This is a genomic window from Burkholderia sp. BE12, assembly GCF_002959955.1.
GTDB lineage: Bacteria > Pseudomonadota > Gammaproteobacteria > Burkholderiales > Burkholderiaceae > Burkholderia.
The window spans coordinates 23,264-43,454 of record NZ_PREY01000040.1 but is presented as its reverse complement, the minus strand read 5'-3'; the positions used below and the strand labels follow the sequence as shown (position 1 = coordinate 43,454).

The window sequence follows — 20,191 nt, the reverse complement described above, 5'->3', positions numbered from 1 at the left end:
AAATACGAGACGCATCATGTTCACATTCGTGTTGCGCCGCGTGGGGATGGTGATCCCGACCTTCATCGGCATCACCATCCTGGCGTTTGCGCTGATTCACCTGATACCGGGCGACCCCATCGAAGTGATGATGGGCGAGCGCGGCGTCGATCCCGCGATGCACGCGGAGGCGATGAAACGCCTCGGGCTCGACGAGCCGCTGCCGCTGCAGTATCTCCACTACATCGGCCGGGCGCTGCACGGCGACCTCGGCACGTCGATCATCACCAACACGAGCGTCGCGGGCGAATTCTTCGCGCGCTTCCCGGCGACCGTCGAGCTGTCGCTGTGCGCGCTCGTGTTCGCGCTCGCGGTCGGGCTGCCGGCCGGCGTGATCGCCGCGCTGCGGCGCGGCTCGGTCGTCGATCACGGCGTGATGGGCACCGCGCTCACCGGCTACTCGATGCCGATCTTCTGGTGGGGGCTGATCCTCATCATGGTGTTCTCGTCGTACCTCGGCTGGACGCCCGTGTCGGGGCGCATCGCGGTCGAATACGACTTCCCGCATCCGACCGGCTTCATGCTGATCGACGCGCTGCTCGCGCCCGACGAAGGCTCGTTCAAGTCGGCGGTGAGCCACCTGATCCTGCCCGCGATCGTGCTCGGCACGATCCCGCTCGCGGTGATCGCGCGGATGACGCGCTCGTCGATGCTCGAGGTGCTGCGCGAGGACTACATCCGCACCGCCCGCGCGAAAGGGCTGTCGCCCGTGCGCGTGGTCGTCGTGCATGCGCTGCGCAATGCGCTGATCCCGGTCGTCACCGTGATCGGCCTGCAGATCGGCACGCTGCTTGCTGGCGCCGTGCTGACCGAGACGCTCTTTTCGTGGCCCGGCGTCGGCAAGTGGCTGATCGATGCGATCGGCCGCCGCGACTATCCGGTCGTCCAGGGCGGCATCCTGCTGATCGCGACGCTCGTGATCGTCGTGAACCTGGTCGTCGACCTGCTGTACGGCGTGCTGAATCCGCGCATCCGCCACACGAGGTAATCCCATGAGCAATCTGCAAAATACCCTGCCGAGCGAATCCGCGCCGGCCGGCGGCCGTGCGCTCGCGCTGCGCGAGTTCTGGGCCAACTTCTCGCGCAACCGCGGCGCCGTCGGCGCGGGCATCGTCGTGATCGTGCTGATCGTCGTCGCGCTGCTCGCGCCGCTGATCGCGCCGCACAGCCCGGTCGAGCAATACCGCGACTACGTGAAGATTCCGCCCGCGTGGCTCGCCGGCGGCAACTGGCAATTCGTCCTCGGCACCGACGAAGCGGGCCGCGACATTCTTTCGCGGCTGATGTTCGGCGCGCGGATGTCGTTCTGGATCGGCTTCGTGTCGGTCGTGCTCGCGCTGATTCCCGGCATCGTGCTCGGGCTCGTCGCCGCGTTCTTCCAGAAGTGGGCCGACACGCCGGTGATGCGCATCATGGACGTGCTGCTCGCGCTGCCGTCGCTGCTGCTCGCGGTCGCGGTCGTCGCGATCATCGGCCCCGGCCTCACCAACACGATGTTCGCGATCGCGATCGTCGCGCTGCCGGCCTACGTGCGCCTCACGCGCGCGTCGGCGCTCGGCGAGCTGCAGAAGGAATACGTGACCGCGTCGCGCGTGGCCGGCGCCGGCACGCTGCGCCTGATGTTCTCGCAGGTGCTGCCGAACTGCACGGCGCCGCTGATCGTGCAGGCGACGCTCGGCTTCTCGTCGGCGATCCTCGACGCGGCCGCGCTCGGCTTCCTCGGCCTCGGCGTGCAACCGCCGACCGCCGAGTGGGGCGCGATGCTCGCGTCCGCGCGCGACTACATCGACAACGCATGGTGGATCGTGACGATGCCCGGCCTGTCGATCCTGATTTCGGTGCTCGCGATCAACCTGCTCGGCGACGGGCTGCGCGACGCGCTCGATCCCAAACTGAAGCGGATGGCGTGATATGAAACGACCCCCACACTCTCTTCGTTCGTTGCCCCCCAAGGGGGCGGTCATCCTCCTTGGAGCGGCCCGGCGGAGGATGACATGAGCCAAGATCTACTGACTATCCGCAATCTCGCGGTGAACTTCAACGGCCTGCCCGCGGTCGACCGGATCCATCTGTCGGTCGCGCCGGGCGAGGTCGTGGGCGTCGTCGGCGAATCGGGCTCGGGCAAGAGCGTGACGATGATGGCGCTGATGGGCCTGATCGACGCGCCCGGCAAGGTGACGGCCGACGAGGTGACGTTCAACGGCGTCGATCTGCTGAAGGCGTCGCCGAAGGCGCGCCGCAAGATCGTCGGCAAGGACATCGCGATGGTGTTCCAGGACGCGCTGACGAGCCTGAACCCGAGCTACACGGTCGGCTACCAGATCAAGGAGGTGCTGAAGCTGCACGAAGGCCTGCGCGGCGACGCGCTGCACCGGCGCGCGCTCGAACTGCTCGACCAGGTCGGCATTCCCGATGCGAAGAACCGCATCGCGTCGTTCCCGCACCAGATGTCGGGCGGGATGAACCAGCGCGTGATGATCGCGATGGCGGTGGCGTGCAACCCGAAGCTCCTGATCGCCGACGAGCCGACCACCGCGCTCGACGTGACGATCCAGGCGCAGATCATGGATCTGCTCGTGAAGCTGCAGAAGGAACGCGGGATGGCGCTCGTGCTGATCTCGCACGATCTGGCCGTGGTGTCCGAGGTCGCGCATCGCGTCGCGGTGATGTACGCGGGCGAGATCATCGAGACCAACCGCGTGCCCGACATCTTCCGCGCGCCGCATCATCCGTACACCGAAGCGCTGCTCGCGGCGATTCCCGAGCACAATCAGGGGGCGCGTCGCCTTGCCGCATTGCCCGGCATGGTGCCGGGCCGCGATGATCGCCCGTCCGGGTGCCTGTTCGCGCCGCGCTGCAAGTACGTCGTCGACGATTGCCGCAAGGCGCGGCCGGCGCTCGACACGCTGGTGTCGGGCAACGATGCGATGCGTGCGCGCTGCATCAAGCCGCTCAATGTTTCCAATCTCGACCTGACGCGAGGCGCACGATGAATGCTGTCAATGAAACGCCTCGCGCATCGCACGACGAGGAAGCTGTGCTGGTGGCCGATGGCCTCGCGAAACACTATTCGGTGAAGCGCGGGATGTTCGGCCAGGGCACGGTCAAGGCGCTGAACGGCGTGTCGTTCTCGCTGAAGCGCGGCAAGACGCTCGCCGTCGTCGGCGAATCGGGCTGCGGGAAGTCGACGCTCGCGCGCCAGCTCACGATGATCGAGACGCCCACGGCGGGCAGCCTGACGATCGACGGCAAGAACGTGGCCGGCGCGAGCCGCGACACGGTCGCCGACCTGCGCCGCCGCGTGCAGATGGTGTTCCAGAACCCGTTCGCGTCGCTGAACCCGCGCAAGACCGTCGAGCAGACGCTCTCCGAGCCGCTCGAGATCAACGCGAACCTGACGGCCGCCGAGCGCGCCGCGCGCATCGCGCAGATCATGCGCACGGTCGGCCTGCGGCCCGAGCACGCGAAGCGCTATCCGCACATGTTCTCGGGCGGCCAGCGCCAGCGGGTCGCGATCGCGCGCGCGATGATCCTCGATCCGCGTATCGTCGTCGCCGACGAGCCGGTGTCCGCGCTCGACGTGTCGATCCAGGCGCAGATCCTGAACCTGTTCATGGATCTGCAGGAGCAGTTCAAGACGAGCTACGTGTTCATCTCGCACAACCTGTCGGTGGTCGAGCACGTCGCGGACGACGTGATGGTGATGTACTTCGGCAGCGTCGCCGAGCTCGGCGACAAGGCGACGATCTACGCACGGCCGCGCCATCCGTACACGCGGGCGCTGATGTCGGCGACGCCGGCGATCTTCGAGGAAGACCGCCGCGTGCAGATCAAGCTGCAGGGCGAGCTGCCGTCGCCGCTCAATCCGCCGTCGGGCTGCGCGTTCCACCAGCGCTGCCCGTACGCGGTCGAGCGGTGCCGCGTCGAGGAGCCGCAATTGCGCGAAGTGGACGGCCGGCGCGTGGCCTGCCATCGCGCCGAGGAGGTCGGGGAGGCGAATGCCTGAAGCGTTGGCGGCGCGCGTGTCCGGTGTGCGCCGTGCGGGAACAGGCGGCGCGCGCGCGATGCGCGCGTACCGCTACGCGCGGCGCTGGAGCGTGCGTACCGTCACGGGCGCGGCGCTGGCCGGCGCGTGCGTGGCGGCCAGCGTCGTGGTGCCCGTCGAACCGGCGCGCGCCGAAGGGCGTGCGCCGGCGACTTCGCCGATTCATCCGGCGCAGGTTCCGCCGCCGGGCATGAGCCTGCCGGGCTTCCATGCGCCGTCCGTGTCGGACGGCACGGTGTCGAGCGGCGCCGTGCGCGTGCAGCCGGCGCGCATGCCGTTCTACGTCGCGACCAAGGGCAAGGTCACGCTCTACGTGCTCGGCACGCTGCATACGGGCGACCCGTCCGATTATCCGAGCATGCAGCCGTTCCGGCCGCGGATCCTCGCGGCGCTCGCCGCGTCGCCGACGCTCGCGCTCGAGCTGTCGCCCGACGATCTGCTCGAATCGCAGGACGACGTGTCGAAGTACGGCGTGTGCCGCTACCCGTGCCTGCAGCGCCTGCTGCCCGAGCCGCTGTGGCAGCGGCTCGCGGCGCGCCTGCGCGGCAACCCGGCCGCGCTCGCCGAGATCCGCAAGATGCGGCCGTGGCTCGCGGCGCTCGTCGTCGAGACCTACGATTCGCTGTCGGCGGGCCTGCAGACCGAATACGGCACCGAGGCGCAACTGCAGAACGTGTTCCTGAAGAAGAAGGGCGGCCGCGTGATCGGGCTCGAGACGCTCGCCGAACAGATGCGCGCGTTCACCGGGCTGACGCTCGCCGAGCAGCGCGAGATGCTCGCGCAGGACATGGTGCAGACGCCCGCGCAGAACGCCGACGACATCAAGGCGCTGCACCGACTGTGGCGAATTGGCGACGCCGATGCGATCTCCGCATGGGCCGTCGCGAAGAGCGAGCGGCTCGCGCGTTCGAAGGCGTTGTCGGCGTCGCTCGACAACAAGATCGTGTACGAGCGCAACCGGCGCTTCGTTGCACGGATGACGGCAATCGCGGCGCCGAACCGGCCGCTGTTCGTCGCGATCGGCGCGCTGCATCTGGGCGGCCCGCGCGGCGTGCTCGAATTGTTGCGCCAGCAAGGATACCGGGTCGACGCGAACTGATCGCGCGCGGCTCCGATGCACCGATCTCCCCCTGTTTGATCGACGCCGTGCGCACGCGGCGAGGCGCCTGCATGGCGGCGGCAATCGATAAGGAAAACCCTTGAATCGTCGGAAAATAGCGTTTAAAACGATTGACATCCCGTTCGGCCAATATCTATTCTTCACCCCACAAGTTGAAAAAATGAAAAGAATAGATAAGTTCTACGGGGTAGCAGAAATAAAGCGCGGGGTGAGCGTCGCCGGCACGTGAAGCGCGTGCCGGCCGCGGAGAGTCTGCATGCACGGCGGGGCCAATCATCGTCGAACAACACATGCATGCAGGCCGACTTGCACATAAGCGACGTTCCGTCGTCTGACCGGGGAAGGCAGTGATCGGGCGGCGGCGGACGTTTTTTAATCCGGAATATTTTTCCGGTCACCGTCGAAAGACGGTTTCGGGGGGTGAATCGACAGACGGCGAAGCCGCAGCGATTGCGCCAACGGAAAAGCGCCACGAGGGCGCTTTTTTCTTTGGTGCGACGAAAACGTGCAACGCGCGGGCGACGCACCGAATGCTTCGTTACGCGCCTTCGTCCGCCTGCAATGCCCCCGGCGCCACCACATCGACACCCGCGGCCTCGAGCGCCGCGCGGATCCGCTTCGCGAACGCCAGCGCGTGCGGCCCGTCGCCATGCAGGCAGACGGTCTGCGCATTGAGCGGCACCCATTCGCCGCTCAGCGCGCGCACCTGCCGGTTGCGCACCATGTCGAGCGTGCGCGCGAGCACCGCGTCTTCATCGTCGATCAGCGCGCCGGGCAGGCTGCGCGGCACGAGCGAGCCGTCCGCGCGGTAGCCGCGATCGGCGAACACTTCCTCCACCGCCGAGAGCCCCGCATGCCGCGCTGCCGCGACGAACACGCTGTTCGCGAGCCCGAACACCGCGAGTGACGGATCGAAGTCGTGGATCGCGGACACCACCGCGTCGGCGATCATCGGATCGCGCGCGGCCTGGTTGTACAGCGCGCCGTGCGGTTTCACGTGCGCGATGCGGCCGCCCTCGGCCTGCGCGATCGCCGACAGCGCGCCGAGCTGGTACAGCACGCCCGCATAGATGTCGCCGGCCGGCAGCTGCATTTCCTTGCGGCCGAAATTCTCCGGATCGTGAAAACTCGGATGCGCGCCGATCGACACGCCTTTCTGCACGGCCCAGCGCACGCAGTCGCGCATCGCATTCGCGCCGCCTGCATGCCATCCGCATGCGATGTTCGCCGACGTGACGAGGTCGAGCAGCGCCTCGTCCGATCCGCATCCTTCGCCGAGATCGGCATTCAGATCGATTTCCATGATGTTCCTCGTCCACTGATTGCGTGGCGCGTCCTCCGTGCTGCTTCCATCATTGTCACGCCGCGCGCGATTGGGCACGGCGGCGCGCTTCCTCGCGCATCTCGATCGCGACGTCGATCTGCCGCAGGTACGCCCGTTCCGCGACGAGGGCGGCGCGCGCGGCGTCGAGGGTCGTGCGTACGAAGCGGATCGGCAGGTTGAGCCGCGCCTGCGCGAGCTTCCACAGGTCGGCGCGGATCACCGTGCCGATCTTCGGGTAGCCGCCGGTGGTCTGCGCGTCGTGCATCAGCACGATCGGCTGGCCATTCGGCGGCACCTGGATCGTGCCGGGCAACACCGCGTGCGACAACAGCTCGACCGGCCGCTCGCGCACGAGCTCGGCGCCGGCGAGCCGATAGCCCATCCGGTTGCTGTTCGCGGTGACGAGCCATTCCTCGTCCCACAACGCCTGCTGCGAATCGGCCGCGAACGACGCGTAGTCGGGGCCCGGCAGCACGCGCACGGGCATCGCCCACGGCGCATGCGCGGGGCGGTGACGGCGCGGCGGTTCGTCGACGCGCACGAACGCGCACCAGGCCGGCGCCTTCACGCCGAATTCGGGCGCATCGGCCGCGAGGCAGCTCGCGCCGGCCGGCGGCACGCCGACCGGGAGGCGGTCGCCGTCGCGCAGCGTGCGGCCGCCGAGGCCGCCGAAGCGCGACGCGAGATCGGTGCTGCGCGAGCCGAGCATCGGCAGCACGTCGATGCCGCCCGCGATGCACAGGTAGCCGCGCATCCCGCGTTTCGCGGCCGGCAGCACGAGCGTCTGCCCGGCGTCGACCGGCAGGCTCCACCACGAATGCACGCGCCGGCCGTCGAGCGTCGCGCCGAACTCGGTACCGGTGATCGCGATGCGCGTGGCGCGCGTGAAGCGGAACGTGGCGGGGCCGATCGTGATTTCGACGGCCGCCGCGTCGGGGCGGTTGCCGACGAGCCGGTTGCCGACTTCGAGCGCGAGGCCGTCGAGCGCGCCGCCCTGCGCGACGCCGAGATGGCGCGTGCCGCGGCGCCCGAGATCCTGCACGGTCGACAGCGGGCCGGCCCGCACGACCTCGATGGTGCCCGGTGCGTTGCTCTGGGTCATCGTGCGTCGACTCCCGCAATGGTGAAGCGTACGCGGTCGCCGGGCAGCAGCAGCGTCGGCTGCGGCCGCGCCGGGTCGAACAGCAGCTGCGACGTGCGACCGATCAGTTGCCAGCCGCCGGGCGACGTGGCCGGGTAGATGCCCGTCTGCGCGCCGCCGATGCCGACCGAGCCGGCCGGCACCTCGAGGCGCGGCGCCGCGCGGCGCGGCGTGTGCAGTGACGCGTCGAGGCCGCCGAGATACGCGAAGCCCGGCTGAAATCCGACGAAGAACACGACGTAGGCGCCGGCCGCGTGGCGCGCGACGACCTCGTCGGCCGACAGCCCCGTGTGGGCGGCGACGGCCGCCAGGTCGGGGCCGGCGGCACCGCCGTACTCGACCGGGATCTCGACCTCGCGGCCGTCCGCGTGCTCGACGTCGGCCGTCTCCCACGCGTCGCGCAGCGCGGGCGTGAGCGAGTCGGCCGTCGCGGCGAGCGAGTCGAACACGATGGTCAGGTTGTTCATGCCGGGGACGACGTCGATCACGTCGGGCCACGCGCGCGCGGCCGCGGCCACGGCCCAGACGCGGCGCTGACAATCGAGCGTGGCGGGCGGCGGCGCCTCGCAGACGAGGGCGGCATCGCCGAGCGGATAAATGCGGGGTTGCGTCATCGGACTGGCACGGTTCGGACGGCAATGTTAGCGCACATTGTCGATAAAATATCGACAACTTCTCAATAAGCGTTTTCGCCTAGCTCGTATGTCGGGGCTTCTGGCGTACACTCGGGCACATCCTGTCATCCGGCTTGCGCCGCCTTTCCATGAAGCGTCCTGCGACCAAGATCGTGTCATCCGAACACCTCGTTTCCGATTCGAGCGCGGAGCTGTCGGAGCTCGAATACGGGCTCATCATGGCCGGCAACGCGTTCAACCGCTGGATGGTGCGCTGCATGTCGGCGGCGGGCGCGAAGGACATGACGGCGGTCGAGGTCTCGCTGCTGCATCACGTCAGCCATCGCGAACGCAAGAAGAAGCTCGCCGACATCTGCTTCGTGCTCAATATCGAGGATACGCACGTCGCGACCTATGCGCTGAAAAAACTGATCGCCCGTGGCTATGTGAAGAGCGAGAAGAGCGGCAAGGAAGTGTTCTTCTTCGCGACCGACGCGGGCCGCGACCTGTGCCTGAAGTACCGCGAGGTGCGCGAGCACTGCCTGATCGAGACGCTGAAGGACAGCGGCCTCACCAACGAGCAGATCGGCGACGCGGCGCAGTTGCTGCGCCACGCATCGGGCCTCTACGACACGGCCGCGCGCGCGGCGGCATCGCTGTAAACGACGGCGGAAACGGTCGGGCGCGGCGACGCGCTCGCGGGCCGGCGGCGCCGATCGCGGCGCCGCGCGCGGCATCATCCGGCGGCCGGGTAAAGCGCACCGTCGGTGACGATCCAGCGCAGTGCGAGGTCGTGCGCTTCGGCCGGCAGCGCATCGACGCGGCACGCTTCGTATGCGATGCCGACCGTCACGGGCAGCGCGTCGCCCGGCCACGCGGCGAGCGTGCGGTCGTAGTAGCCGCCGCCGTAGCCGAGCCGGTAGCGCTGCGGATCGAATCCCACGCAGGGAATCAGCAAAAGATCGGGCACGACGACGATTCCCGACGCCGGTTCGGGAATCCGGTGATGACCTTCGCGCATCGGCGTGTGCGCGTCCCACGCATGGAACGCGAGCGGCGTGTGACGCTCGCCGATCACCGGCAACGCGGCGCACCGGCCGGCACCCGCCGCGCACCACGCGAGCACCGCGTCGCGCGCATCGAATTCGCCGGGCAGCGGCCAGTAGAACCCGACCGTGCGCGGCGCCAGGCGCTCGAGCAGCGTGCGCAGCCGCGCGTCGAGCGCGGCGTTCGCGGCGGGCTGCGACGCGGCGTCGCGACGGGCGCCGGACAGCATTTTGCGCAGCGCAACCTTCGGGTTCGGCACAGGGTTGCGTGCTATGCTTTCGCTCACTTCGTGCTCCATTCAAAACGATGTCGAACAGCCTTTTCCGAGTATATCGCGCGGTCGCGCTCGCACTTTCCGCCGCCGCGCTCGTCGCGGGCACGGCCGCGTGCGCCGCACCGAACGACGACACGCTCCCCGGGGATGACCAGATCTTCGTGCAGCTTCGCGAAGCCGCACGCCGCAACGACGCCGCGAAGGCCGCGCAGCTCGCGTCGATGATCCCGAACTATCCGGTTCCGTCCTACGTCGAGTATTTCCAGATCAAGCCGCAGTTGTTCGATTCGACGGGCCGCGCGCGCGTCGATGCGCCGGACGCGCCCGTGCAGTCGTTCCTGCAGCGCTACGATGGCCAGGCGATCGCCGATCGCCTGCGCAACGACTACCTGCTCGTACTCGGCGCGCGCCACGACTGGCGCAATTTCGACGACCAGTACAAGCGCTTCGTGCTCGACGACGACACGCAGGTCAAGTGCTATGCGCTCGAATCGCGCGCGGCGCGCAACGAGAACGTCGCCGAGGCGGCGCGCGCGCTGCTGGTCGAGCCGAAGAACTACGGCGATGCGTGCGTCGACCTGATCACCGCGCTCGCCGTCAACCAGCAGTTCACGAGCGACGACGTGTGGCAGCAGGCGCGCCTCGCGTACGAGCAGAACTACACGACGCTCGGCGGCAAGATCGTCGATGCGCTCGGCCCGCGCCCGGCCGGTTTCGACCAGGCGACGAGCGCGCCGCCGCTGTACCTCGCGCGCGGCGTCGGCCCCGATGCCGCGTCGCATCAGCTCGCGCTGATCGCGCTCAGCCGGATGGCGCGCAACGATCCGGACGCCGCCGCCGGGATGCTGACGACGGTCGCGCCTTCGCTCACCAAGCAGGAACAGGCGATCGCGTGGGGCGCGATCGGCTACCAGGGTGCGATCAAGCGCTCGCCGATGGCATCGGTCTGGTACGCGAAATCGGCGAACGCGCCGCTGTCGAACGCGGGCTATGAGTGGCGCACGCGCGCCGCGCTGCTCGCCGGCAACTGGCCGATGGTGCGCTGGTCGATCGATCAGATGCCGCCGTCGCTGCGTAACGATCCGGCGTGGATCTACTGGCATGCGCGCGCGCTCAAGCAGAGCGGCGACACGCTGCAGGCGAACCAGGAATTCGAGCAGGTCGCCGGCCAGTTCAACTTCTACGGGCAGTTGGCCGGCGAGGAGCTCGGCCAGCGCACGACGATCCCGCCGCGCACGAAGGTGAGCGACGCCGAGATCGATGCGATGGGCAAGATCCCGGGCTTCGCGCTCGCGCAGCGTTTTTACGCGCTGAATCTGCGCCTCGAAGGCAATCGCGAATGGAACTGGCCGCTGCGCGGGATGACCGATCGCCAGCTGCTCGCGGCCGCCGAATACGGCAAGCGCGTCGAGCTGCTCGACCGCACGGTCAACACGGCCGACCGCACGAAGGCCGAGCACGACTTCACGCTGCGCTACCCGTCGCCGTACCGCACCACCGTCGAGCGCTATGCGCAGTCGACGGGCCTCGACATCGAGTGGGCGTACGGGCTGATCCGCCAGGAATCGCGCTTCATCATCAGCGCGCGTTCGTCGGTCGGCGCGGGCGGCCTGATGCAACTGATGCCGGCGACGGCGCAGATGGTCGCGAAGAAGCTCGGCATGGGGTCGATCTCGCGTGCGCAGATGCACGACATCGACACCAACATCCAGCTCGGTACCTGGTATCTGGCGGACATCTACAACAACTTCGACAGCTCGCCGGTGCTCGCCACCGCCGGTTACAACGCGGGCCCGGGCCGGCCGCGCCAGTGGCGCCAGGTGTTGACGCAGCCGGTCGAAGGCGCGATCTTCGCGGAGACGATTCCGTTCAACGAGACGCGCGACTACGTGAAGAACGTGCTGTCGAACACCGTCTACTACGCGGCGCTCTTCGAGGGCAAACCGCAGTCGTTGAAGAAACGTCTAGGCATGATCTCGCCCTGATATACGAACTGCCGCGCGAGACGCGGCAGTGTTTAAGGGGCTGTTCACGCTAATAACGGGCCAGCCCCATTCATGATTTTTCCAAGTCAGGGGAACGAGCCTGGCCGGCCGCATCGCGGCGTCGCGCGTCGCTTGTTTGGCTCGGCCAAACGGCGCTCCTTGCTTCTTGCACTGCAACCGGCCAGGCTCGTTCGCAAGCCCGTTATTAGCGTGAACAGCCCCTCGGAGGCTCCGAACATGGATCGCCAGACCGTCGCGCTGCTGGGCGGCACCGGCTTCATCGGCACCCGGCTCGTCAATGCGCTGATCGACGCGGGCAAGCAGGTGCGGATCGGCACGCGCCGGCGCGACCACGCGCGCCACCTGCAGATGCTGCCGGTCGACATCGTCGAACTCGACGCGCTCGATACGCGCACGCTCGCGCGCTTCGTCGCCGGCGCGCAGGCGGCGATCAACCTGATCGGCGTGCTGCACGGCGGCCGCGGCACGCCGTACGGGCCGGGCTTCGCGCGCGCGCACGTCGCGCTGCCGGCCGCGCTGGCCGCCGCGTGCGTGGAGGCCGGCGTGCGGCGCGTACTGCACATGAGCGCGCTCGGCGCCGATTCGCACGGCGCGAGCATGTACCAGCGCTCGAAGGGTGACGGCGAAGCCGCGCTGCATGCGGTCGCGGCCACCGATTCGCTCGCGCTGACGATCTTCCGTCCGTCGGTCGTGTTCGGCCCGGGCGATGCATTCCTCAACACGTTCGCGAACCTGCAGCGCACGGTGCCCGTGCTCCCGCTCGCGATGCCCGATGCGCGCTTCCAGCCGGTGTTCGTCGGCGATGTCGTGCGCGCGTTCGTCAACACGCTCGATCTCGCGGCCGCGCACGGCAAGACCTACGAAATCGGCGGCCCGACCGTCTACACGCTCGAGCAACTGGTGCGCTATTGCGGCACGCTGGTCGGCCGGCAGGCACGCATCGTGCGGCTGCCCGACGCGCTTGCGCGGCTGCAGGCGAGCGTGTTCGAATGCCTGCCCGGCGAGCCGATGCTCACGCGCGACAATCTCGCGACGATGTCGGTGCCCAACGTGCTGTCGGGGCCGCTCGCGCCGGAACTCGGGATCTCGCCCGCGAGTCTCGAAAGCATTGCGCCCGCGTATCTCGGCGAAGCGACCGGGCGCTCGCGGTTCGACTGGTTCCGCTCGCGTCGCTAGCGCCCGCGTGGGGCGCCGCGGGTCGGCCCTTTTCTTTTCCTTTTTCGCGTTTTCCGGAACCCCGTCATGAAACTCGTCATTGGAGACAAGAACTACTCGTCGTGGTCGATGCGCCCGTGGGTGCTGCTCACGCATTTCGGCATCCCGTTCGACGAGATCGCGATCGAACTGCGCCGCGACGACACGGCCGCGCGCATCCTCGCGTATTCGCCGTCCGGCAAGGTGCCATGCCTGGTCGACGATCACGGCTTGGCGATCTGGGATTCGCTCGCGATCGCCGAGACGCTCGCCGAGCGCTATCCGCACTTGCCGATGTGGCCGGCCGACCCGCTCGCGCGTGCGCATGCGCGCTGCGTATCCGCCGAGATGCATTCGGGCTTCGCGGCGCTGCGCACGCAGATGGGCATGAACATCCGTCAGTCGATGCCGGGGCGCGGCGCGACGCCCGATGCGCTCGCCGATGTCGCGCGCATCGACGCGCTGTGGAGCGAATGCATCGAGGCATCGGGCGGGCCGTTCCTGTTCGGCGAATTCGGGATCGCCGATGCGATGTATGCGCCCGTCGTGATGCGCTTCAACACGTATGCGCCGGCGCTGTCGTCGGAGGCGGCCGGCTATGCGGCGCGCGTGACGGCGCTGCCGGCGGTGCAGCGGTGGATCGATGCCGCGCGCCGTGAAACCAACGTGATCGCCGAATACGAACCTCAGCCATGAACATCTACGCAGTAGGCGGAGCGATCCGCGACGAATTGCTCGGCGTGCCGGTGCAGGACCGCGATTACGTGGTGGTCGGCGCGACGCCCGAGCAGATGACCGCGCAGGGCTTCCGGCCGGTCGGCAAGGATTTCCCGGTGTTCCTGCATCCGCAGACGCAGGAGGAATACGCGCTGGCGCGTACCGAGCGCAAGACGGCGGCCGGCTATCACGGCTTCCAGTTCCATTACGCGCCGGACGTGACGCTCGACGAGGATCTCGCGCGGCGCGACCTGACGATCAACGCGATGGCGCGCGAGGTGAGCCCGGAGGGCGCGCTGGTCGGTCCGGTGATCGATCCGTTCGACGGGCAGGCCGACCTGCGCGCGCGTGTGTTCCGGCACGTGAGCGACGCGTTCGTCGAGGATCCGGTGCGGATCCTGCGCATCGCGCGCTTCGCCGCGCGGTTCGCGGATTTCACGGTCGCCGACGAAACGCTCGCGCTGATGCGGCGGATGGTCGACGCGGGCGAGGTCGACGCGCTCGTGCCCGAACGCGTGTGGCAGGAAATCGCGCGCGGGCTGATGGAGGCGAAGCCGTCGCGGATGTTCGCGGTGCTGCGCGAATGCGGCGCGCTCGCGCGCATCCTGCCCGAGGTGAACGCGTTGTGGGGCGTGCCGCAGCGCGCCGACTACCACCCGGAAGTCGATACCGGCGTGCACGTGATGATGGTCGTCGACTACGCGGCGAAGCAGGGCTATTCGCTGGCGGTGCGCTTCGCGGCGCTCACGCACGATCTCGGCAAGGGGACGACGCCCGCGGACGTGCTGCCGCGCCACGTCGGCCACGAAAGCCGCAGCGTCGAGCTGCTCAAGCCGTTGTGCGAACGGCTGCGCGTGCCGAACGAATGCCGCGATCTCGCGCTGGTGGTCGCGCGCGAGCATGGCAACCTGCATCGCGTGATGGAGATGGGCGCGGCCGCGCTGGTGCGGCTCTTCGAGCGCAGCGACGCGCTGCGCAAGCCGGCGCGCTTCGCCGAATTGCTGCAGGCGTGCGAATCGGATGCGCGCGGCCGGCTCGGGCTCGATGCGCAGCCGTATCCGCAGGCCGAGCGGCTGCGCGTCGCGCTCGTGGCGGCGCGCAGCGTCGATGCCGGCGCGATCGCGCGCGGCATCGGCACCGACACGGAGAAGATCAAGGACGCCGTGCATCGCGCGCGGATCCAGGCCGTCGCGCAGGCGCTCGCGATCGGCGAGTAGGCGCGGAATGGCGCGCACGGCGTGCGCGCCCGCCAACCGTCACGGTTTCTTCGTGCGCTTCGACGTGGCGGCCGCCGGGCGTTTGCCGGCGGCGGCGCGCGGCTTCGCCGACACCTTCTTTTCGGCCGCGCCAAGCGTGGACGGCCGCGCCGCGGCGGCGTCGCGGTCATCCCGTTCGGGCGCCGGCGCGCGGCGGCTCGCGCGCGGCTCGCCGGGCTTCGACTGCCCGATTGCCGTCGTCGTCGACACGAATTCCGCACAACTGTCGTCGAACAGCGGCAGCGTGCTGACTGCGATCAGCTCGGCCGGCCCGTCGCCGACGTTGGCCACGCGATGCCGCTTGCGCGCGTCGAAGTGCAGCGAGTCGCCGGGCGTCAGCGGGTAATCCTTCTTGCCGACCGTGTAGCAGATGCGGCCGGTCAGCACGTACACGAATTCGTCGCCGCCGTGCGCGACCCATTCCGACCGGTAGCCTTCCATCATCTGCACCTTGAGCGCGTTGATCTGGCTGCCGTCGAACGTGGTGGACAGCCGCTCGTACCACTGCGACGCGGCGTCGAGCGCATACGGCTTGCGGCTGCCCTCGTGCGAATCGGGCTGCGCCTGGCGCGGCTGGTCGATCAGCGCGCCGAGCGGCACGCCCAGCGCCTTCGCGACGTTGACGAGCGACGACAGCGAGATGCCCGTCAGATGGCGTTCGACCTGCGACAGGAATCCGACCGACAGCTTCGCCTCGGTCGCGACTTCCAGCAGCGTCTTCTTCGCTTCCCGGCGCAGGCGGCGAATGCGCTGGCCGATACGCATGAGGTCTGAATCCATGAATCTCTTTCGTGGCAACGAGCCGGGGCGCGGGCGCAGCGGCGGTGCGGTCGCCGGGGCGGCGAGGCCGGCGCATTGTACCGCGCGGTGTCGCCGCGCGAATTGGCGCTGTGCCGGGATCCGCAGGCAGCACGCCGATTTTAGTCCTACGAAAATTTTGGCTTGACCTCAATTTCCCCGTGCTCTAGATTCTGTCGCGCATCAAACAAAGTTAAGTGAGACGAAAATTCCCCCCGAGGGCTGCCGCCGGAACGGCGTCGCGCCATGCGCGACCGGCGCCGCGGCGACCTGTCGTGTCAGGCAGGCACGACGCCGCGACACGCCGCCGGCCGCCGCCGACAATGAATAACGGGCATCCGATGATCGATCGACTGAAATACAGCTTCTCCGGCCTTCCCCCGTACGACGCGTCCGTCGCCGACACGCAGGCGGCCCTGTCGCGCCTGCTCGATGCCGCGCGACTCGACGCGGTGCTGATCACGTCGCAGGACGAATACGTGACCGAGTATCTGCCGCGCAGCAACAACCCGCGCTATGCGGTGTCCGGCTTCGACGGCTCGGCCGGCTGCGGGATCTTCCTGAGCGCGGCGACCGCGCAGGCGCTCGGCGTGCCGCCGTTCGTGCTGTTCGTCGACGGCCGCTATCACTTCCAGGCCGACGAGCAGTGCGATCCGGCGCGGGTGCGCATCGAGAAGCTCGGCATGAACGTGACGATCTGGCAGGCGATGGCCGAGTGGCTGGTCGCGCACGCGAGCCGGCTCGCGCGGGTCGGCTACGACGCGCGGCGGATCAGCGTTGCCCAGCGCGACCGGCTGTTCGAGCAGACGCAGGCCGCGTCGCTCGACTGGTCGAGCCTCGCCGACCGCGAGATCGACCGCGCGATCGCGCTGCCGGGCTGGAACGTCGAGCGACCGATCTTCGAGATCCCGGCCGCGATGACCGGCCTGAGCGTCGCGCAAAACCTCGACGCGCTGAACCGCCGGCTCGCCGCGCATACCGGCGCGGCCGACGGCAGGACGGCGTTCTTCACCTGCGCATCGGACGATCTCGCATATCTGCTGAACAGCCGCGGCTATCACATCCCGAACGCGTCGTCGCACCTCGGCTTCCTGTTCGCGATCGGCGGCCAGGTGGCGCTGTTTTTACCGGAAGGCTGCGACGGCTGCGAGGTCGCGCTCGATTCGTATCCGGCGCTGCACGTGATCCGCCGCGACGTCGCGGCGCTCGAGCGCTTTCTCGCGCCGTTCGCGGTCGAGCACGTGTGCTACGGCTTCGAATCGGTGAACTGCGCGCTCGTCGACACGGTGAAGCGCGTGTGGCCGCACGCGCGGCATGCCGATTTCAACCCGGTCGAGGCGATGCGGGCGAGCAAGACGCCGGCGGTGCTCGAGCGCTTTCGCGACGCGTTCGCGCGCAGCTCCGCGGCCATCGCCGAGACGATGCGCTGGGCGAAGACCGGCGAGCCGGGCGTGCGCCACACCGAGTACGACCTCGCACGCACGATCAACGACGCGTACGGCGCGCGCTCGGCGCTCGCGCTGTCGTTTCCGTCGATCGCGGCGAACGGCGCGAACAGCGCCTTCGCGCATTACACGGCGGCGAGCGCCGAGGTCGAACTGACCGAAGGCGAACTCGTGCTGCTCGACAGCGGCGCGTACTACGAAGCCGGCTTCGCGACGGACTGCACGCGCGTCGTGCTGCGCCGCACGCGGGCGGACACGGTCGCGCAGCCGTGGCAGCGCGAGATTTACACGGTCGCGCTGAAGGCCTGCATCAAGGGGCTCGTCACGCGCTTTCCGGCCACCGCGAAAGGCGGCGACGTCGATGCGCTGGTGCGGCAGGTGTGTCGCGATCACGGCTACGATTTCGGCCACGGCACGGGGCACGGCGTCGGGATTCACGTACACGAGGGCGGCGTGCGGTTCGCGCCGGGCGCGCGGTACGGGCTGGTGCCGAATGCGGTGATTTCGGTCGAGCCGGGCATCTACCTGCCGGGCAAGGGCGGCGTGCGGATCGAGAACATCGTGATCGTGCGGCCGGACGATGTGCAGCCCGACACCGTGACGTTCGAGAACATCGTGACGGTGGGCTACGACTGGGATCTGATCGATCTCGACCTGCTGGACGACGCCGAGCGCGCGTATCTGCGCGACTACGAGCGGCTGTGCGTGGAACGCGGCACGCAGGTCACCGCGTGTCCGCTGTTGTAACGACGGGGAAGGCAGGGGCGCGGCCGCCGGGCGGCCGCGCGGCGCGACGTCAGCGCGTCAGCGCCGAGACGCGTCCGTCCGGGCCGTAGACGCCGGCCGGCGCGGGCGCCGAGCGCAGCACCGCGAGCGCGCGCTCGTTGTAGTCCATCCGGATGCGGATCAGCATCCCGTTGTTCGCGTTGGCCTGGCGCGCGCGTTCGGCGGCCTGTTGCAGCAGTTGCCAGCGGCCCGCGAGGCGCGCATCGCGCTCGGCGGCCTGGTCCATGCCTTTCTTGCCGGCCGGAAAGCCGAGCGCGCAAAGCTGCGTGTCGCGCGTGCGTTCGAGCTGCGCGAGCCGGTCGATCAGTTCGCTCTTCTTCTCGACGATCCCGGGCAGCATCTCGAGCGGCTCGGCCGTCGTCAGCGCCTTTTCCTCGTAGACGAGCAGGGACGCGAACGCTTCGACCGTCGCGTGTTCGTCGTTGACCGTGGCCAGCAGCTCTTCTCTCATCGCGTCATGCTCGTCACGCCGGTGCGCACAGTGCTGTGCGCGCCGGCAAACCGGGTGACCCGGCCACGAGGCCGGGATTAGCTGCCCTGCGGGCGCTGCTGCTGCAGCAGTTCGCGGGCGGTGTTCAATACGCCGTCGGCAATCTTGTTCGCGTCGATTGTCAGCGTGCCGTTGTTCAGCGCGTCCTTGATCGACTGGACCAGGCCCGTGTCGATATCGGCGTCGCCCGACGCGGATACCGAACGCAGCTGGCCCGACAGACCCGACAGGTTCACGGTCGTGTCGCCGCCGGTCGATCCTGCGTCGGCTGCCTGCCCGGACGACTGGGCCGTGCCGGACTGCGCACGGGCCGCGCCGGTGCCGGTCGGCGCGAGGGGGCTCGGTTTCGGAGTGGAATCGATCTTCACGATGGGTTTCCTGTACGGTTTGACCCAGATAACGGCCGGGTCGGCCCGAACTTTAGCATCGCGAGCCCGAATGGCTCCGAATAAACAATTCTTTACATTCTTGCGGCGGATCCGTCCCTACAGCGGAATTTCGACGGTGCCGGCGTCCTTGACGATCGCCGTGACGATCTGCCCGGCCGCCATCCGCACCCGCACCGACTGGCCCGGCGCCGCATTCGCGAGCACGCTGCCCTCGGCCGAGATCGTGAAGCCGGGGCCGGCCGCGACGACCCGCACCGTCTGGCCGGCCGACACCGACGCCGCGCTCTTCAGCATGTCCTGCCGCAGCGGCAGCCCGGCCGAGATGCGCGCGAGCGCGGTCGCGCCGATCGCCTGCGCCGGATCGGTGATCACCGCGAGCGGCAGCACCGTCAGATCGCCGTCGCGCGCGACCAGGTCGGCCGCGGAGAGCGGCTCGCCGGGCGCGATCTGGCGCGCGGCGACGTAATAGGTGGCCTGCACGGCGACCTTCGCCTGCAGGTAGACCGTCCATGGCCGTTCGCCCGCGCAGCGCACGCCGACCGTCGTGCGGCCCCAGAGCCGCGCGCCGGTCGGCAAGAACGGTTCGAGCGTCGTGCACGTGGCGAGCCCGCGCGGAAAGGCGGTCGTGACGGTCGCGGTGGTCTTGCCGGGCAGGCCGGCGATCTGCTGCTGCAGGAACGCGAGCGCCGCGCGCCGGATCGTTTCGGGGTCTTGCTGGCCGGGCGGCGTCGCGGGCTGGGCGGCGGCGGCGGCCGGGGCCGGGTTGGCCGAAGCCGCCGAAGCCGCAGCAGCAGCCGTGCGCGGCGCCGCCGCGACCGACGCGGTGCGGGCCGCCGCCAGCCGGGCGGCCATTGCCTGCTGCGGCGTCGGCCGCGCGGACATCGATGCAGGTTCGGCCGTGCCGGCGACGACCGTCGCGATGGCGGCGGGGTCCGCCGCGCGCGGCGACGCGCCGTAACCGGCGTTCGCGCGGGCGGCTGCGTGGATCGGGGCCGGCGCGGGGACCGGTGCGGTGGCCGGCGGCGGGACGCTCGTCACGACCATCGGGCCGGGTGGTTGCGCCGCGTAGCCGGCGCCGGCCGCCCACTGCGCGCCCGAAGCCGAAGCGACACCCGCATTCCCGCCGAACTGCCCGCCGCTCGCCGCATTGGCGTGGGCGAGCGCGGTTTCGGCCGTCTCGCCGCGCCCGGGAATCACGATCATCCCGTCGTCGGCGTGCACGGTAGGCGCGGCGATCCACAGCGCCGCGGCGAGCGCGAACGCACGCCGGACGTGCATGAGCCGCCCGCTCCTGTCGCGAAGTGCGCCGCCAGTCATCGCCGTGTCCTCGATCCGTTGATCCGCTTCGCATTCTAGGGAGCGGGGGCGTCGCGCAAACGATGAATAGAGGGGGGCTTTGCCGCGTTATTCGTCCGATTGCCGGTTGCGTCCCGCGCCTACCATCGCTGTCATGGAAAAAAGCCTCTCGGGTCGCCATCCGGTGCGAGGGGCGTGCAGCGCTTCATA

At 69.2% G+C, this 20,191-nt stretch carries 19 protein-coding genes; 11 read left to right on the top strand and 8 right to left on the bottom strand.

Going from position 1 to position 20,191, the window contains the following annotated elements:
* Window positions 1-16 precede the first annotated feature (16 nt).
* From C4B30_RS30960 to C4B30_RS30940, 5 genes are all read left to right on the top strand, one after another.
* The gene (locus tag C4B30_RS30960) at window positions 17-1,027 is read left to right on the top strand and encodes an ABC transporter permease subunit (RefSeq protein WP_027785692.1); all 1,011 of its coding nucleotides are present in this window, start codon (window positions 17-19) and stop codon (window positions 1,025-1,027) included.
* A gap of 4 nt (window positions 1,028-1,031) precedes the next feature.
* Window positions 1,032-1,949: an ABC transporter permease subunit gene (locus C4B30_RS30955; RefSeq protein WP_027785691.1), complete on the top strand. Its 918-nt coding sequence runs from the start codon at window positions 1,032-1,034 to the stop codon at window positions 1,947-1,949.
* 84 nt (window positions 1,950-2,033) lie between these two features.
* On the top strand, window positions 2,034-3,032 hold the full coding sequence (locus tag C4B30_RS30950) for an ABC transporter ATP-binding protein (RefSeq protein WP_027785690.1): 999 nt from the start codon (window positions 2,034-2,036) through the stop codon (window positions 3,030-3,032).
* Complete coding sequence (locus C4B30_RS30945) at window positions 3,029-4,045, top strand: peptide ABC transporter ATP-binding protein (protein WP_027785689.1); 1,017 nt, start codon at window positions 3,029-3,031, stop codon at window positions 4,043-4,045. The genes C4B30_RS30950 and C4B30_RS30945 overlap by 4 nt, the downstream gene beginning before the upstream one ends.
* A complete protein-coding gene (locus C4B30_RS30940; protein WP_027785688.1) occupies window positions 4,038-5,183 on the top strand; it encodes a TraB/GumN family protein in 1,146 nt (381 codons plus the stop codon). The genes C4B30_RS30945 and C4B30_RS30940 overlap by 8 nt, the downstream gene beginning before the upstream one ends.
* A gap of 559 nt (window positions 5,184-5,742) precedes the next feature.
* Here C4B30_RS30940 and pxpA read toward each other — a convergent pair.
* Genes pxpA through pxpB form a run of 3 tightly spaced genes read right to left on the bottom strand, consistent with a single transcriptional unit; the run spans window position 5,743 to window position 8,283 of the window.
* Window positions 5,743-6,507: a 5-oxoprolinase subunit PxpA gene (pxpA, locus tag C4B30_RS30935; RefSeq protein ID WP_027785687.1), complete on the bottom strand. Its 765-nt coding sequence runs from the start codon at window positions 6,505-6,507 to the stop codon at window positions 5,743-5,745.
* Window positions 6,508-6,562: 55 nt separating this feature from the next.
* Window positions 6,563-7,630, bottom strand: a complete 1,068-nt coding sequence (locus C4B30_RS30930) for a biotin-dependent carboxyltransferase family protein (protein WP_027785686.1) — start codon at window positions 7,628-7,630, stop codon at window positions 6,563-6,565.
* A complete protein-coding gene (gene pxpB, locus C4B30_RS30925) occupies window positions 7,627-8,283 on the bottom strand; it encodes a 5-oxoprolinase subunit PxpB (protein ID WP_027785685.1) in 657 nt (218 codons plus the stop codon). The genes C4B30_RS30930 and pxpB overlap by 4 nt, the downstream gene beginning before the upstream one ends.
* 149 nt (window positions 8,284-8,432) lie before the next feature.
* Here pxpB and C4B30_RS30920 point away from each other — a divergent pair, with 149 nt between their 5' ends.
* Window positions 8,433-8,945: a winged helix DNA-binding protein gene (locus C4B30_RS30920; RefSeq protein WP_011546427.1), complete on the top strand. Its 513-nt coding sequence runs from the start codon at window positions 8,433-8,435 to the stop codon at window positions 8,943-8,945.
* A gap of 74 nt (window positions 8,946-9,019) precedes the next feature.
* On the opposite strand, the gene C4B30_RS30915 is transcribed toward C4B30_RS30920, so the two are convergent.
* Window positions 9,020-9,628, bottom strand: coding sequence for a 5-formyltetrahydrofolate cyclo-ligase (locus C4B30_RS30915; protein WP_051421410.1), 609 nt, complete (start codon window positions 9,626-9,628; stop codon window positions 9,020-9,022).
* An 8-nt stretch (window positions 9,629-9,636) separates the two neighbouring features.
* On the opposite strand from C4B30_RS30915, the gene C4B30_RS30910 reads away from it, so the two are divergent.
* The 4 genes from C4B30_RS30910 (at window position 9,637) to C4B30_RS30895 (ending at window position 14,738) form a co-directional block, all read left to right on the top strand.
* On the top strand, window positions 9,637-11,589 hold the full coding sequence (locus C4B30_RS30910; protein WP_027785683.1) for a lytic transglycosylase domain-containing protein: 1,953 nt from the start codon (window positions 9,637-9,639) through the stop codon (window positions 11,587-11,589).
* 237 nt (window positions 11,590-11,826) lie between these two features.
* Entirely contained in the window at window positions 11,827-12,786 is a 960-nt protein-coding gene (locus C4B30_RS30905; RefSeq protein WP_027785682.1) for a complex I NDUFA9 subunit family protein, read from the top strand.
* Window positions 12,787-12,852: 66 nt separating this feature from the next.
* Complete coding sequence (locus C4B30_RS30900; RefSeq protein ID WP_027785681.1) at window positions 12,853-13,500, top strand: glutathione S-transferase family protein; 648 nt, start codon at window positions 12,853-12,855, stop codon at window positions 13,498-13,500.
* Complete coding sequence (locus tag C4B30_RS30895) at window positions 13,497-14,738, top strand: multifunctional CCA addition/repair protein (protein ID WP_027785680.1); 1,242 nt, start codon at window positions 13,497-13,499, stop codon at window positions 14,736-14,738. Before C4B30_RS30900 ends, C4B30_RS30895 begins: the two co-directional genes overlap by 4 nt.
* A gap of 39 nt (window positions 14,739-14,777) precedes the next feature.
* Here C4B30_RS30895 and C4B30_RS30890 read toward each other — a convergent pair whose 3' ends face one another.
* Entirely contained in the window at window positions 14,778-15,557 is a 780-nt protein-coding gene (locus C4B30_RS30890; protein ID WP_027785679.1) for a helix-turn-helix domain-containing protein, read from the bottom strand.
* 359 nt (window positions 15,558-15,916) lie between these two features.
* On the opposite strand from C4B30_RS30890, the gene C4B30_RS30885 reads away from it, so the two are divergent.
* Window positions 15,917-17,767, top strand: coding sequence for a M24 family metallopeptidase (locus C4B30_RS30885; protein WP_027785678.1), 1,851 nt, complete (start codon window positions 15,917-15,919; stop codon window positions 17,765-17,767).
* A 49-nt stretch (window positions 17,768-17,816) separates the two neighbouring features.
* Here the strand turns inward: C4B30_RS30885 and C4B30_RS30880 are convergent, their stop codons facing one another.
* From C4B30_RS30880 to flgA, 3 genes are all read right to left on the bottom strand, one after another.
* On the bottom strand, window positions 17,817-18,257 hold the full coding sequence (locus tag C4B30_RS30880) for a flagella synthesis protein FlgN (protein WP_027785677.1): 441 nt from the start codon (window positions 18,255-18,257) through the stop codon (window positions 17,817-17,819).
* Between the two features lie 77 nt (window positions 18,258-18,334).
* Complete coding sequence (gene flgM / locus C4B30_RS30875) at window positions 18,335-18,664, bottom strand: flagellar biosynthesis anti-sigma factor FlgM (protein WP_027785676.1); 330 nt, start codon at window positions 18,662-18,664, stop codon at window positions 18,335-18,337.
* A 117-nt stretch (window positions 18,665-18,781) separates the two neighbouring features.
* Window positions 18,782-20,002 carry a flagellar basal body P-ring formation chaperone FlgA gene (gene flgA, locus C4B30_RS30870; protein WP_027785675.1) on the bottom strand — a complete coding sequence of 407 codons (1,221 nt, stop codon included), beginning with the start codon at window positions 20,000-20,002 and terminating at the stop codon, window positions 18,782-18,784.
* Window positions 20,003-20,191: the final 189 nt, after the last annotated feature.